The organism is Escherichia whittamii (genome assembly GCF_014836715.1).
GTDB classification, from domain to species: Bacteria; Pseudomonadota; Gammaproteobacteria; order Enterobacterales; family Enterobacteriaceae; genus Escherichia; species Escherichia whittamii.
The window spans coordinates 96,675-110,444 of record NZ_JACSQI010000010.1; the positions used below are offsets into that span (position 1 = coordinate 96,675).

Sequence of the window (13,770 nt, forward strand, 5' to 3'; positions counted from 1 at the left end):
CCGCGGCAATATTTATTAACCACTCTGGTCGAGATATTGCCCATGCTACGTATCGCTAAAGAAGCTCTGACGTTTGACGACGTTCTCCTCGTTCCTGCTCATTCTACCGTTCTGCCGAATACTGCTGACCTCAGCACTCAGCTGACGAAAACTATTCGTCTGAATATTCCTATGCTTTCCGCAGCAATGGATACCGTAACGGAAGCGCGCCTGGCTATTGCTCTGGCTCAGGAAGGCGGTATCGGCTTTATCCACAAAAACATGTCTATTGAGCGCCAGGCTGAAGAAGTTCGCCGTGTGAAAAAACACGAATCTGGCGTGGTAACCGATCCGCAGACCGTACTGCCGACAACCACCCTGCGTGAAGTGAAAGAGCTGACCGAGCGTAACGGTTTTGCTGGCTACCCGGTTGTTACCGAAGAAAACGAACTGGTCGGCATCATTACCGGTCGTGACGTGCGTTTTGTGACCGACCTGAGCCAGCCGGTTAGTGTTTACATGACGCCGAAAGAGCGTCTGGTAACTGTGCGTGAAGGCGAAGCCCGTGAAGTTGTGCTGGCAAAAATGCACGAAAAACGCGTTGAAAAGGCGCTGGTTGTTGATGATGAATTCCACCTGATCGGCATGATCACCGTGAAAGACTTCCAGAAAGCGGAACGTAAACCGAACGCCTGTAAAGATGAACAAGGTCGCCTGCGTGTTGGTGCGGCCGTTGGCGCGGGTGCGGGTAACGAAGAGCGTGTTGATGCGCTGGTTGCCGCAGGTGTTGACGTTCTGCTGATCGACTCCTCGCACGGTCATTCTGAAGGCGTTCTGCAACGTATCCGTGAAACTCGTGCCAAATATCCGGATCTGCAAATCATCGGCGGCAACGTTGCAACAGCTGCAGGCGCACGCGCCCTGGCAGAAGCTGGTTGCAGCGCGGTTAAAGTGGGTATCGGCCCAGGCTCCATCTGTACTACCCGTATCGTTACTGGTGTAGGTGTTCCGCAGATCACCGCTGTTGCTGACGCAGTTGAAGCGCTGGAAGGCACTGGTATTCCGGTTATCGCTGATGGTGGTATTCGCTTCTCTGGCGATATCGCCAAAGCTATCGCCGCTGGCGCAAGCGCGGTGATGGTAGGTTCCATGCTGGCAGGTACTGAAGAATCTCCGGGTGAAATCGAACTCTACCAGGGCCGTTCTTACAAATCTTACCGTGGGATGGGCTCTCTGGGCGCGATGTCCAAAGGTTCTTCTGACCGTTACTTCCAGAGCGACAACGCTGCCGACAAACTGGTGCCAGAAGGTATCGAAGGCCGCGTAGCCTACAAAGGTCGCCTGAAAGAGATCATTCACCAGCAGATGGGTGGCCTGCGCTCCTGTATGGGGCTGACCGGCTGTGCTACTATCGACGAACTGCGTACTAAAGCGGAGTTTGTACGTATCAGCGGTGCGGGTATTCAGGAAAGCCACGTTCATGACGTGACCATCACCAAAGAGTCCCCGAACTACCGTCTGGGCTCCTGATTTTCTTCGCCCGACTTCATGTCGGGCGATTTATATTATCTGTTTCACTTGCCTCGGAATAAGCGTCAATGACGGAAAACATTCATAAGCATCGCATCCTCATTCTGGACTTCGGTTCTCAGTACACTCAACTGGTTGCGCGCCGCGTGCGTGAGTTGGGCGTCTACTGTGAACTGTGGGCGTGGGATGTGACAGAAGCACAAATTCGTGACTTCAATCCAAGCGGCATTATTCTTTCCGGTGGCCCGGAAAGCACCACCGAAGAAAACAGCCCGCGCGCGCCGCAATATGTCTTTGAAGCAGGCGTACCGGTATTCGGCGTTTGCTATGGTATGCAGACCATGGCGATGCAGTTGGGCGGTCACGTTGAAGCCTCTAACGAACGTGAATTTGGCTACGCGCAGGTTGAAGTCGTTAACGACAGCGCACTGGTTCGCGGTATCGAAGATGCTCTGACCGCAGACGGTAAACCGCTGCTGGATGTCTGGATGAGCCACGGCGATAAAGTTACCGCTATCCCCTCCGACTTCATCACCGTTGCCAGCACCGAAAACTGCCCGTTTGCCATTATGGCCAACGAAGAAAAACGTTTTTACGGCGTACAGTTCCATCCGGAAGTGACTCACACTCGCCAGGGTATGCGCATGCTGGAGCGTTTTGTACTGGATATCTGCCAGTGTGAAGCCCTGTGGACGCCGGCAAAAATTATCGACGACGCCGTAGCCCGCATTCGCGAGCAGGTGGGCGACGATAAAGTGATCCTCGGCCTCTCTGGTGGCGTGGATTCCTCCGTGACCGCTATGCTGCTGCACCGCGCTATCGGCAAAAACCTGACCTGCGTATTCGTGGACAACGGCCTGCTGCGTCTCAACGAAGCAGAGCAGGTTCTGGATATGTTTGGCGATCACTTTGGCCTGAACATTGTTCACGTTCCGGCAGAAGAGCGCTTCCTGTCAGCACTGGCTGGTGAAAACGATCCGGAAGCAAAACGTAAAATCATCGGTCGCGTTTTCGTTGAAGTATTCGATGAAGAAGCGCTGAAACTGGAAGATGTGAAGTGGCTGGCACAGGGGACTATCTACCCTGACGTTATCGAATCTGCCGCTTCTGCAACGGGTAAAGCACACGTAATCAAATCTCACCACAACGTTGGCGGCCTGCCGAAAGAGATGAAGATGGGCCTGGTTGAACCGCTGAAAGAGCTGTTCAAAGACGAAGTGCGTAAGATTGGTCTGGAGCTGGGTCTGCCATACGACATGCTCTACCGTCACCCGTTCCCGGGACCGGGCCTCGGCGTTCGTGTACTGGGCGAAGTGAAGAAAGAGTACTGTGACCTGCTGCGCCGTGCTGATGCCATCTTTATTGAAGAACTGCGTAAAGCGGACCTGTACGACAAAGTCAGCCAGGCGTTCACCGTGTTCCTGCCGGTACGTTCTGTTGGCGTAATGGGCGATGGTCGTAAATATGACTGGGTTGTCTCTCTGCGTGCTGTCGAAACCATCGACTTCATGACCGCACACTGGGCGCATCTGCCGTACGACTTCCTCGGCCGCGTTTCCAACCGTATTATCAATGAAGTGAACGGTATTTCCCGCGTGGTGTATGACATCAGCGGCAAACCGCCAGCTACCATTGAGTGGGAATGATTTCCCTATAATTGATTAATGATCATGGCACAAGGATAAGTGCCATTATTAAATATTCTTCACATCTGAATTAAGATACTACTCTGGCTTAATACATCCATTTTTCCACCAACGCATCACCTAATTTCTCGCGTAACATTTCTTCATTATCTTCCTCACCATGCACTGTGAGTAGACATTTAAACATGACCAGGTCGAGATACTGACCAACATCACTGAACATTTGTGTCAGCATCGGCGGACAGTCGTGATCAAAATACCAGACTTCGCCTGTTACCCGGTGAAAACACCACAAATTTCCATTCCCCAAATAGTCGCCAAAAGCGATAAGTTGATCGACAAGATTCCTCAGTCCATTACTATCAGGTAGCTCTTCCAGAAGATCTGTGATCCCAGGGTACGCGTCGGTTAATGGTTCAATTGCCGCGTAAGGTGCAGGTTGCACACTGCAAAGCGTTTCCGCCAGATTAAGGGTGCCAATGTGTTCATGATACGAGCGAAGTAATGGAGGAATTGTACAACCCAACCTTTGTTCAAGTGCTTCAATTTCACTGGCGGGAACAGGGGAAATGGGCGAGCGTCGGTTCCACTCTTCACTCCAGGCAAGGACACAGGTGCGCCACCAGTCTACACGTGCGTTAAGATCAACAAATTCGGGCCAAACCAGAGGAGGTATATCATTGTCGAGTTTTGGCGTTTTGGCATTTGTATCCATGTCATATCCTGTTCTAAATGAAGGAGAGTTAGAAACGTATATTGCAATATAAGAAAGCCTATAATCCTCACGGATCATAGGCTTGAAGTTACTGACATCGCTTAGTTAAACCAGCTGTCCGATTTATTCTCTTCTGCTTTACCCACGCTTTTCATCAAATCGCGACCACCTTCTGTCACATTTCTGTTAGCGTCAGCTTCAGATTGCACGACATCCGTTTGCGCGGCTTTGTGCTTCAGCTCCTGATCGATAAATTCGTTCTCGCGCTTAACGCGGGCTTCTTCTTTCGCCAGCGCCAGTTTTTGTTTCTGAATCTCTAAGCTGCGCAACTCATCTTCATAACTTTGATCGCGTTTTTTGTCCGCAGTGGCTTCGGCGTCCAGTTTATCCTGACGAGCTTTCTTATTCGCCGCTGCCGTTGCCGCTCTTTTGTTAGCGGCTGCCTGAGCGTTTGCGCGACGCTGTTTCTCTTGCTGAATTTCCCTGTTGCGCTCCGCGACCCATTCGTCATGCTGCTTTTGCTCTTCATTTTTACCTTGCTGTTCAGCTTCTGCGACAGCTGAAAGTTGATCCTGTAATGAAGAGGCGAAAGCCGAGCTACTAACAGCGGCTAAAATGGCGCAAAGAAAAACTTTCTTCATGAGTCCTCCTGATAGTTAGCTCTTTTCAGGACATTTGGTATTTGGCTGAATACGCGTTTCGTTATACGTCGTGGTAATAACAACGGCTAAACCCGTCGTAAACTGGCATTCTTTACCTACCTGGGTGGAGGTATACACTTTGGTGCCTTCCTTATAAGTTAAAGAAACACCTTCCACTAAGGTTTTATCATTCACCATAGAACCCGCTGCCGCACCTACAGCTCCGCCGCCAACTGCGCCTGCCGTCGTTCCGGAATTACTGCCAGACCCGACATTGTGGCCGATAACACCGCCAGCGACTGCGCCAATAAGCGCACCGAAAGCTTGTGCGTTCCGTTTATTTTGGGAGTTGTCTACGGCAACTTTTGCGGGAAGAATGGAAATAATATTAACGGTTTTAGTTTCTTGCTTGGTATTCAGTTGATCGGTTTGATAAACATCGGCGGCATGATCGTCAGCATTTGACTGGCATCCTGCCAGGGTGAATGACGCTAACATTGCCATAGGCAGAAGACATTTTTTAAATTTCATCACTATTCCTTGTTATAGACTTTACGAAAAACAAGATATTTAAGATCATCGAAAGAGGAAAGTAAATGTATAGACTATGGAGGAATAGATTAAATTTATTTAAATTCATCAAACAAATAAATGCGCACAAACGCATAATACAAACAGATATATTATATCTAATATATATTGCGTCTTATTGCAGAATGATTCGAAATCAGGACAAAGAGGTAAAAATTTAGATAAATAAATGCCTGCCGCTTTGATAACAACAAAGAGCAACCGTATCTGACAGCATTGAGTCGTCTTGTTCAGTAAAGGTGACGAAGGTAATCGCTAACGTTGTACCGAGGATTCGATAGAGAGTGTGGATTGCTGAGCTTCTTTTTTGCTCTGATGATGCTGCCAGGCGCCAACGGAAGAGTAGATAAAGCGGCCAAAGAAGAAGAGAAAGCTGATAAGCAGTACGATACGGGTCATGCGACTGTTAAATCGGTGTCGTTTTCGCATACTGGTTGCCTGACTCACAAAAGGTTCCTTGAAGTATGTCCCACACTGTGGACGGTACTTACATTAAGGCACACCAGGACAAAATGGTCAATTCTTCGTTATGTAAAAAAGCGTCAGCTGATACATATTTTAATGTTATGAAAGTTGATTTAATTATTTACAGTGATGATGTAATAATGATGAACCAACATGATAAACGTAATAATTCATTAATCAGGGTTATTTTGTTTGATATATATCAATTGGAACTTTCATATGACACTTAGAATCAATGCTCTCTATAGTGATGAATAATCATCATACGAAGTCAGGTGGGATGCCTGTCTGAATACACCCCCTTCAGGATGTGGGGGATTCTGCTGAGCATCTATGAAACTGAATGCAACTTATATAAAAATACGTGATAAATGGTGGGGGCTTCCGCTGATCCTGCCATCTATAATCTTGCCTGTTTTTGCCCGTATAAATACTTGCGCACATATTTCTTCTGGTGAAGTTTTTCTCTTTTATCTGCCGCTAGCGCTGATGATCAGCATGATGATGTTTTTTAGCTGGGCAGCATTACCAGGTATTGCTTTAGGGATTTTTGTTCGCAAGTATGCCGAGCTTGGTTTTTATGAAACGCTCTCGTTAACGGTTAATTTCATTATCATTATCATTATCTGTTGGGGCGGTTACAGGGTCTTTACTCCCCGGCGTAACAACGTTTCACATGGTGATACCCGCTTAATTTCCCAGCGCATTTTTTGGCAGATTGTTTTCCCTGCAACGTTGTTTCTGGTGCTCTTCCAGTTTGCGGCGTTTGTAGGTTTACTGGCAAGCAGAACCAATCTGGTGGGTGTCATGCCCTTTAATTTGGGAACCTTAATCAATTACCAGGCCTTACTGGTGGGTAATCTGATAGGTGTCCCGCTTTGCTACTTCATCATTCGTTCTGTACGAAATCCATTTTATTTGCGAAGCTATTATTCTCAATTAAAACAACAGATTGACAGTAAAGTTACAAAAAAAGAGTTCGCGCTATGGTTGCTTGCTCTGGGCGCATTGTTATTGCTGCTATGTATGCCTTTAAATGAAAAAAGCACAATTTTCAGCACCAACTATACCTTGTCGTTATTGCTGCCGCTGATGATGTGGGGAGCGATGCGTTATGGCTACAAGCTGATTTCGTTGCTCTGGGCAATAGTGCTGATGATCAGTATCCATAGCTACCAGAATTATATTCCCTTTTATCATGGGTATACCACTCAACTAACCATAACCTCCTCCAGCTATCTGGTATTTTCTTTTATCGTCAATTACATGGCTGTTCTGGCAACGCGTCAACGAGCGGTGACCAGACGCATTCAGCGACTGGCTTACGTGGATCCGGTTGTTCATCTGCCGAATGTTCGCGCCTTGAATCGCGCGCTGCGTGATGCGCCCTGGTCCGCGCTATGTTATTTACGCATTCCTGGTATGGAAATGCTGGTAAAGAACTATGGCATCATGCTGCGTATCCAATACAAACAAAAGCTTTCACATTGGCTGGCACCTTTACTGGAACCCGGAGAGGATGTTTATCAGCTTTCTGGCAATGATCTCGCGCTGCGACTGAATACAGAGTCTCACCAGGAGCGCATTATCGCATTGGATAACCATCTTAAGCAGTTTCGTTTCTTTTGGGATGATATGCCATTGCAACCACAGATTGGAGTCAGCTATTGCTATGTCCGTTCACCAGTGAATCATATCTATTTGCTGTTAGGTGAGCTAAGTACGGTTGCTGAACTCTCTATCGTGACTAATGCCCCGGAAAATATGCAGCGTCGCGGGGCAATGTATCTGCAACGAGAATTAAAAGACAAAGTGGCAATGATGAATCGGCTACAGCAGGCGCTTGAGCAAGACGATTTTTGCCTTATGGCCCAGCCAATTACTGGAGTGCGCGGCGATGTCTATCATGAAATTTTGCTGCGTATGCGAGGGGAGAATGATGAACTCATCAATCCTGATAATTTCTTGCCGGTTGCGCATGAATTTGGCTTATCGTCCAGTATCGACATGTGGGTCATCGAACATACATTGCAATTTATGGCGGAAAATAAAGAGAAAATGCCCGCCCAACGATTTGCGATTAATTTGTCACCAACGTCAGTTTGTCAGGCTCGCTTTCCTGTTAAAATTAGTAAGTTATTGGCGAAATACCAAATAGAAGCGTGGCAGCTTATCTTTGAAGTCACTGAAAGTAATGCCCTTATCAATGTTAAGCAGGCACAGAACACGTTACAACATCTTCAGGAGTTAGGATGCCAGATTGCTATTGATGATTTCGGCACCGGATACGCAAGCTATGCGCGGCTAAAAAATGTGAATGCCAATTTATTAAAAATTGATGGCAGCTTCATCCGTAATATTGCCTCAAATAGCCTGGATTACCAGATAGTGGCATCGATTTGTCATCTGGCACGAATGAAGAAAATGCAAGTAGTTGCGGAGTATGTTGAAAATGAAGAGATTCGCAAAGCCGTACACTCTTTGGGTATTGATTACCTGCAAGGCTTTTTGATTGGTGAACCGCAGCCGTTAATTGCGATTGTGGCCGAAAGAGAACCTGCTCGAGAAAGCGCGTAATTCATTTGGGCCAACACAACTGGTTGGCCCGTTTTCATTTCATATTAAGCCGAGATTTCTGGCGTGCTTTCTTCTTCAATTTTTAACCGCCAGCCACTCACGCCTTCCCAGTATTCTTGCTCCTTTTCCAGATCAAGCAATACCAACGCGTTCTGGCTAAACCAGTCATGTGGAAAACGCAGCGTCCAGTGGCTGTCATCAGTAATCAGAGTTAATGTCGGCGGTGTCGTGGTTGCCTGACGTTGATTGTTAAGTAATACGCCAAGGCGCAATAGCTGAATTAACGGCAGGAATTGTTTTTTCTTAAACAGCGTAAAGCGCGGCAGATCGTCGAGTTTAATCGCTTTACGATGATAACGCACCAGCGTTGCCATCATCAGTTGTTGCTCCTGATTAAATCCAGGCAAGTCGCTGTTTTGCAGGATATACGCCGAATGGCGATGAAGGCCGCTATGATTAATGCTTAATCCAACTTCATGCAGCATGGCAGCCCAGCGCAGTAATGCTTCCAGTTGTGGATGAGCCAGCTTCGGTTGCTGTTCCCGCCATTGTTCGTACATTTGCATGGTTGTGTCGAGCACCCGTCGGGCCTGTTCACTGTCAATGTGATACTGGTTGGCGAGGCTGCTGGCGGTGCGGCTACGCACATCCTGATGGCGGAAACGTCCTTCCATTTCATACAAAACGCCTTCACGCAGCGCCCCGTCAGAAAGCCGCAGTTCACGAATGGCTAAGGCATCAAATACACCACACAAAATAGCCAGGCCAGGAACAAAAACCGTTTTCCGTTCTTCCGACAGACCCGGCAAACTTAACGCCGAGAAGTTACGATGACGTAAAACTTCTTTCACCAGTTTATCGAGGCGCTCTGGTGTTATGATGCCGTCTTTCTCGCCCATTTCCAGCAACACTTCATGGGCGGCTTTAATGGTGCCGGAAGCCCCCATCGCAACGTTCCAGCCCTGAATACGGAATTGCCAGGTTAATGTTTCCAGTTTTTGTGCAGCCGCCATGCGTGCGCGCTGAAAATTCTCTTTATTGATGACCCCGCCCGGAAAATAAAGCTGGGCAAAGCTGACGCAACCCATCCGGCGGCTTTCGACGAGAATCGGTTCGAAATTTTCTCCAATTACCAACTCCGTTGAGCCGCCGCCAATATCAATAACCAGTTTGCGACCTTTTTCTGGCTGGGTATGTTCCACACCCATAAAAATCAGACGAGCTTCTTCGTTGCCGGAAATAATTTCAATCGGATAGGGGATAACCTTTTCTGCGCGTTTCAGAAAATCAGTAGCGTTCAGCGCCTGACGCAGTGTATGTGTCCCGACAATGCAGACACTAGAGGGAGAGAAACCTTGCAAGCGTTCGGCAAACAGCGACAGACAGCTTAAACCGCGCGTCATCGCCTCCTCACTCAACATATTATCTGGCCCCAGACCATCTGCCAGGTGTACCCGTTGTTTCAGGCGGCCAATAATCTGCATGGCGCCATCCACCACACGGGCAATAACCATGTGGAAACTGTTTGAACCAAGATCGACCGCAGCAAACTCCTGCGGACGAGGGGATTTGTCGTGTATTGGCATAGGTTATTCTGGTTGTTCGAGTGATTTTATGTAGTCGTAGATCGCCAACTGCGCCCGAACTTTCCGGCGATTACCGCGGGGAACGTAGCGATTACTGAGTTCTTTATCGATATAACGCGCTTTCACCGTATCGCTGAACAAAATTTCTACGATATCCAGCACCCGCTGCTTCAGGCGCGGGTCGAGCAGCGGCGTAGCCACTTCAATACGATAATCAATGTTGCGTGTCATCCAGTCGGCGGAAGAAAGGTAAACCTTTTTATCGCCACCGTTTTCAAAAATATATACCCGGTCATGTTCAAGGTAACGGTCAACAATGCTAATAGCACGAATATTGTCGCTAATGCCTTCCAGATTGGGGATCAGCGAACACATCCCGCGTACCAGTAGATTCACCGGTACGCCGGAACTGGATGCCGCATACAGACGATCGACCAGCCCTTTATCGACCAGGTTATTCAGTTTCAGAGTAATACCGCTGGGCAGCCCTTGTTGTGCGTTGGCAATTTCGCGATCCACCATTTCATACAACAGACGGCGGGAGTTTTGCGGCGACACCATTAAATAATCAAATGTCACCGGACGGTATGGGTTTTCAATAAAGTTGAACACCCGTCGCACTTCGTTGGTGATGCGCGCATCGGCGGTCAGCAGCGAATAGTCGGTATAAAGGCGCGCGGTTTTTTCGTTAAAGTTCCCGGTCCCGATATGCGCGTAACGCACGACTTCACCGTTTTCCTTACGTGAAATCAGGAACAGTTTGGCGTGAATTTTCAGCCCCGGCGCAGAGAAGATAACGTGCACGCCAGCTTCGGTTAGTCGCTTCGCCCAATGAATGTTAGCTTCTTCGTCAAAACGTGCCTGTAGCTCAACCACCACGGTCACTTTCTTGCCGTTGTGCGCTGCGTGGATCATCGAGTCGATGATGCGTGAATCTTTTGCCACACGGTAAATATTGATTTTTATCGCCAGTACACTCGGGTCGAATGAGGCCTGACGCAGCAGTTCCAGTACGTGCTCAAAGGTGTGATAAGGATAATAGAGCAGAACATCGCGTTCGCGAATGGCATCAAAACCGTTGCGGAACTGGGCTTTATCAAACCAGATATGGCGTAAACGCGGCAGTGGTTTGTTAACCAGATTTGCTTTGCCGACATTAGGGAAATTAATAAAGTCTTTAAAATTGTGGTAACGGCCGCCGGGGACAATAGAGTCGTAACGAGAAATAGTCAGTTTCTCACGCAACACTTCAACCAGCGCGTTAGGCATATCACGCTGATAAACGAAACGTACTGGTTCTGCGGTTAAACGCTGCTTCAGACTGGAGGACATCAGCTCCATCAGGCTGGCTTCCATCTCGTGTACTAAATCGTATTCGGCGTCGCGGGTCATCTTCATCGAATAGGCATTTAGCGCGTCGTAATCAAAGAAGCCTTTGAAGATATCATCAAGGCAGTAACGCAGAATGTTATCCAACAAAATCATTGGTTTGCGTCGACGCGGTGCTTCCGGCGGCAAGTTCACAAAGCGCGGAACTTTATCCGACGGGATCTCCAGCAGCGCGTAACGGATGGTATCGCCACGAATAATCTCCACCGCCAGATAGGTATAATCGTCTTTCAGAAACTGCACTAAGTCAGTGTCAGGATTGATTAAAATCGGCGTAATGTGCTGACGCAGATACTGCTTAAAATAATGACGCAGCCAGTTTTGTTGATTAACGGAGAGCTGGCGTTCATTAATCAGGAAAATCTGGTTACGCGCCATCTCCAGCAGCAGCTCGTTGTAAAGACCGTCAAATTCCTGATCGGCTTTTAGCACGCGGGATTGAATTTTGCCCAGCAAATGGCGGGAGTGAGAGTTAGAACCTTGTTCTTCGCTAATAATGATACGTCGCTTCAGTTCAGCGAAGCGAACTTTATAGAACTCATCAAGGTTATTGGAATAGATCCCAAGAAAACGCATCCTTTCAATCAGCGGGTTAGATTTGTCCGCCGCTTCCTGAAGCACGCGTTCATTGAACGATAACCAACTGAGCTCTTTCTCGATGTATAGCTTTTCCTGACCCATTACCACTTTTACTCCGTTTTATTCACGGGACACTGCCTGGCTATTATGGCGAGCAATGTTGGCAGATGTCCAACTATGCCAGAAAAGGGGGAAAAAAACTGCTGAAGCCTGCGATTTACAGGAGAAACGAGAAGCGCCAGCAGTAGCGCTGGCGCTTTAAAATGCGGAAGATTACTCGTCGTCGGCGGCATAGCCCTGCGGTGGAAGACGTTGATCATCCAGCCACGCGGCGTTTTCATGCATCTTCAGACGACCATCAACAAACCAGCTAATGACCAGCGGGTAAATAGCATGCTCCTGGGTTTGCACGCGAGCGGTGATTTCATCTTCTGTATCACCGGCAAAAACCGGAATTTTAGCCTGCAAAATTACCGGGCCGCCGTCCAGCTCATCGGTCACGAAATGCACCGATGTACCATGTTCTTCATCGCCATTTTCCAGAGCCTGACGATGGGTATGCAAACCGGGATATTTCGGCAGCAGGGAAGGGTGAATGTTCAGCAAACGCCCGGCGTAGTGGGAAACAAACGCTGGGCTGAGAATGCGCATAAAACCGGCCAGAACGACCACATCGGGTGCGTACACGTCGATTTCGTGCATCAATTCCCGATCATAGTCTTCCCGACTGTCAAATTGACTGGCAATAAGCGTATGCGTTGCGATACCTGCTTTGCGGGCGCGCTCAAGGCCGAACGCGTCGGCCTTATTGCTGAAAACTGCCCGTAGGGTGCCTTTAATTTTGTTGGTTTTGCAGGCATCTATAATTGCCTGCAAATTACTTCCGTTGCCGGAAATAAGCACCACAATATTCATTATTCGATAACCACGCGTTGTTCGGAATCAGAAGCTTTGATGATACCGATTTTCCACGCGTTTTCACCGTTGGCATTGAGCAGGGCGAGAGCTTTGTCCACTTCCGGAGCAGGCAGGGCGATAACCATCCCGACGCCGCAGTTGAAGGTACGATACATTTCATGGCGGCTGACGTTACCTGCCGTTTGCAGCCAGTTGAACACTTCCGGCCACTGCCAGGAGGATTCATCAATCACTGCCTGAGTGTTTTCTGGTAATACGCGAGGAATGTTTTCCCAGAAACCGCCGCCGGTCAGGTGCGCAATGGCGTGAACATCAACCTTTTCAATCAATTCCAGCACGGACTTCACATAAATACGGGTTGGTGCCAGTAGATGATCGGCCAGGGGTTTGCCGTCCAGCTCTGTAGTTTGCGGATCGCAACCGCTGACTTCGAGAATTTTGCGTACCAGCGAGTAACCGTTAGAGTGCGGGCCGCTGGAGCCGAGTGCAATGAGCACATCGCCGTCGCTAACTTTAGAACCGTCGATGATTTCTGATTTTTCTACCACCCCAACACAGAAACCAGCAACATCATAATCTTCGCCGTGATACATCCCCGGCATTTCCGCTGTTTCGCCGCCCACCAGCGAACAGCCGGATTGCAGACAGCCTTCGGCGATGCCACTGATCACCGCTGAAGCGGTATCAACATCCAGTTTTCCGGTTGCGTAATAATCGAGGAAAAACAGTGGGTCAGCGCCTTGTACCACCAGGTCATTAACGCACATGGCGACCAGATCGATACCAATGGTATCGTGGCGTTTTAAATCCATGGCCAGACGCAGCTTGGTGCCTACACCGTCAGTGCCGGAAACCAGCACAGGTTCGCGATATTTTTGCGGCAACGCACACAGCGCACCGAAGCCGCCCAGACCGCCCATCACTTCCGGGCGACGCGTTTTCTTCACTACGCCTTTGATTCTGCCAACCAGAGCATTACCTGCGTCAATATCAACACCGGCATCTTTGTAGCTAAGAGAGGTTTTATCGGTCACTGCTTGGGTCCCCACGCGTTACTTGCGGTAGAAAAATAAAATTCGGCGCAATTCTAACAGGGAAAGCAAACGTTTGCGAGACTGCTTTACATAACCTTTTTCAGCCTCTTTTCGCCTACC

At 48.6% G+C, this 13,770-nt stretch carries 11 protein-coding genes and 1 pseudogene; 4 read left to right on the forward strand and 8 right to left on the reverse strand.

The genetic code is table 11. The features are described 5' to 3' along the window. Positions 1–42: 42 nt before the first annotated feature. Positions 43–1,509 carry an IMP dehydrogenase gene (gene guaB, locus H9644_RS15630; protein WP_064526989.1) on the forward strand — a complete coding sequence of 489 codons (1,467 nt, stop codon included), beginning with the start codon at positions 43–45 and terminating at the stop codon, positions 1,507–1,509. A gap of 68 nt (positions 1,510–1,577) precedes the next feature. Next, complete coding sequence (gene guaA / locus H9644_RS15635; RefSeq protein ID WP_191775278.1) at positions 1,578–3,155, forward strand: glutamine-hydrolyzing GMP synthase; 1,578 nt, start codon at positions 1,578–1,580, stop codon at positions 3,153–3,155. A gap of 88 nt (positions 3,156–3,243) precedes the next feature. Here guaA and H9644_RS15640 read toward each other — a convergent pair whose 3' ends face one another. The 4 genes from H9644_RS15640 to H9644_RS15655 all read right to left on the reverse strand — a co-directional run bounded on the left by H9644_RS15640 (position 3,244) and on the right by H9644_RS15655 (position 5,549). After that, positions 3,244–3,870 carry an SMI1/KNR4 family protein gene (locus tag H9644_RS15640; protein ID WP_191775280.1) on the reverse strand — a complete coding sequence of 209 codons (627 nt, stop codon included), beginning with the start codon at positions 3,868–3,870 and terminating at the stop codon, positions 3,244–3,246. Positions 3,871–3,971: 101 nt separating this feature from the next. Further along, positions 3,972–4,511 carry a DUF5384 family protein gene (locus H9644_RS15645; RefSeq protein WP_064526241.1) on the reverse strand — a complete coding sequence of 180 codons (540 nt, stop codon included), beginning with the start codon at positions 4,509–4,511 and terminating at the stop codon, positions 3,972–3,974. A gap of 15 nt (positions 4,512–4,526) precedes the next feature. Continuing rightward, complete coding sequence (locus tag H9644_RS15650) at positions 4,527–5,045, reverse strand: outer membrane lipoprotein (RefSeq protein ID WP_074399430.1); 519 nt, start codon at positions 5,043–5,045, stop codon at positions 4,527–4,529. A gap of 312 nt (positions 5,046–5,357) precedes the next feature. Further along, complete coding sequence (locus H9644_RS15655; RefSeq protein ID WP_064526245.1) at positions 5,358–5,549, reverse strand: YfgG family protein; 192 nt, start codon at positions 5,547–5,549, stop codon at positions 5,358–5,360. Between the two features lie 17 nt (positions 5,550–5,566). Here H9644_RS15655 and H9644_RS15660 point away from each other — a divergent pair. Together H9644_RS15660 and H9644_RS15665 are read left to right on the forward strand one after the other, a co-directional pair. Further along, positions 5,567–5,716: pseudogene (locus tag H9644_RS15660) on the forward strand (hypothetical protein); the annotation flags it as partial. Positions 5,717–5,900: 184 nt separating this feature from the next. Further along, positions 5,901–8,144, forward strand: coding sequence for a bifunctional diguanylate cyclase/phosphodiesterase (locus H9644_RS15665; RefSeq protein WP_191775282.1), 2,244 nt, complete (start codon positions 5,901–5,903; stop codon positions 8,142–8,144). 44 nt (positions 8,145–8,188) lie between these two features. Here H9644_RS15665 and ppx read toward each other — a convergent pair whose 3' ends face one another. From ppx to purM, 4 genes are all read right to left on the reverse strand, one after another. Continuing rightward, positions 8,189–9,730 carry an exopolyphosphatase gene (ppx, locus tag H9644_RS15670; RefSeq protein ID WP_064526251.1) on the reverse strand — a complete coding sequence of 514 codons (1,542 nt, stop codon included), beginning with the start codon at positions 9,728–9,730 and terminating at the stop codon, positions 8,189–8,191. Between the two features lie 3 nt (positions 9,731–9,733). Beyond that, complete coding sequence (gene ppk1, locus H9644_RS15675) at positions 9,734–11,800, reverse strand: polyphosphate kinase 1 (RefSeq protein ID WP_064526252.1); 2,067 nt, start codon at positions 11,798–11,800, stop codon at positions 9,734–9,736. Between the two features lie 171 nt (positions 11,801–11,971). Further along, positions 11,972–12,613, reverse strand: a complete 642-nt coding sequence (purN, locus tag H9644_RS15680) for a phosphoribosylglycinamide formyltransferase (RefSeq protein WP_064526254.1) — start codon at positions 12,611–12,613, stop codon at positions 11,972–11,974. After that, positions 12,613–13,650, reverse strand: coding sequence for a phosphoribosylformylglycinamidine cyclo-ligase (gene purM / locus H9644_RS15685; protein WP_191775284.1), 1,038 nt, complete (start codon positions 13,648–13,650; stop codon positions 12,613–12,615). Before purM ends, purN begins: the two co-directional genes overlap by 1 nt. Between the last annotated feature and the right edge of the window lie 120 nt (positions 13,651–13,770).

Bases quoted from the DNA above. Each gene is read 5' to 3' on its own strand.
- H9644_RS15640 (WP_191775280.1), bottom strand. From the start codon at position 3,870: ATGGATACAAATGCCAAAACGCCAAAACTCGACAATGATATACCTCCT.
- ppk1 (WP_064526252.1), bottom strand. From the start codon at position 11,800: ATGGGTCAGGAAAAGCTATACATCGAGAAAGAGCTCAGTTGGTTATCG.
- guaA (WP_191775278.1), top strand. From the start codon at position 1,578: ATGACGGAAAACATTCATAAGCATCGCATCCTCATTCTGGACTTCGGT.
- guaB (WP_064526989.1), top strand. From the start codon at position 43: ATGCTACGTATCGCTAAAGAAGCTCTGACGTTTGACGACGTTCTCCTC.
- H9644_RS15645 (WP_064526241.1), bottom strand. From the start codon at position 4,511: ATGAAGAAAGTTTTTCTTTGCGCCATTTTAGCCGCTGTTAGTAGCTCG.
- purN (WP_064526254.1), bottom strand. From the start codon at position 12,613: ATGAATATTGTGGTGCTTATTTCCGGCAACGGAAGTAATTTGCAGGCA.
- H9644_RS15665 (WP_191775282.1), top strand. From the start codon at position 5,901: ATGAAACTGAATGCAACTTATATAAAAATACGTGATAAATGGTGGGGG.
- ppx (WP_064526251.1), bottom strand. From the start codon at position 9,730: ATGCCAATACACGACAAATCCCCTCGTCCGCAGGAGTTTGCTGCGGTC.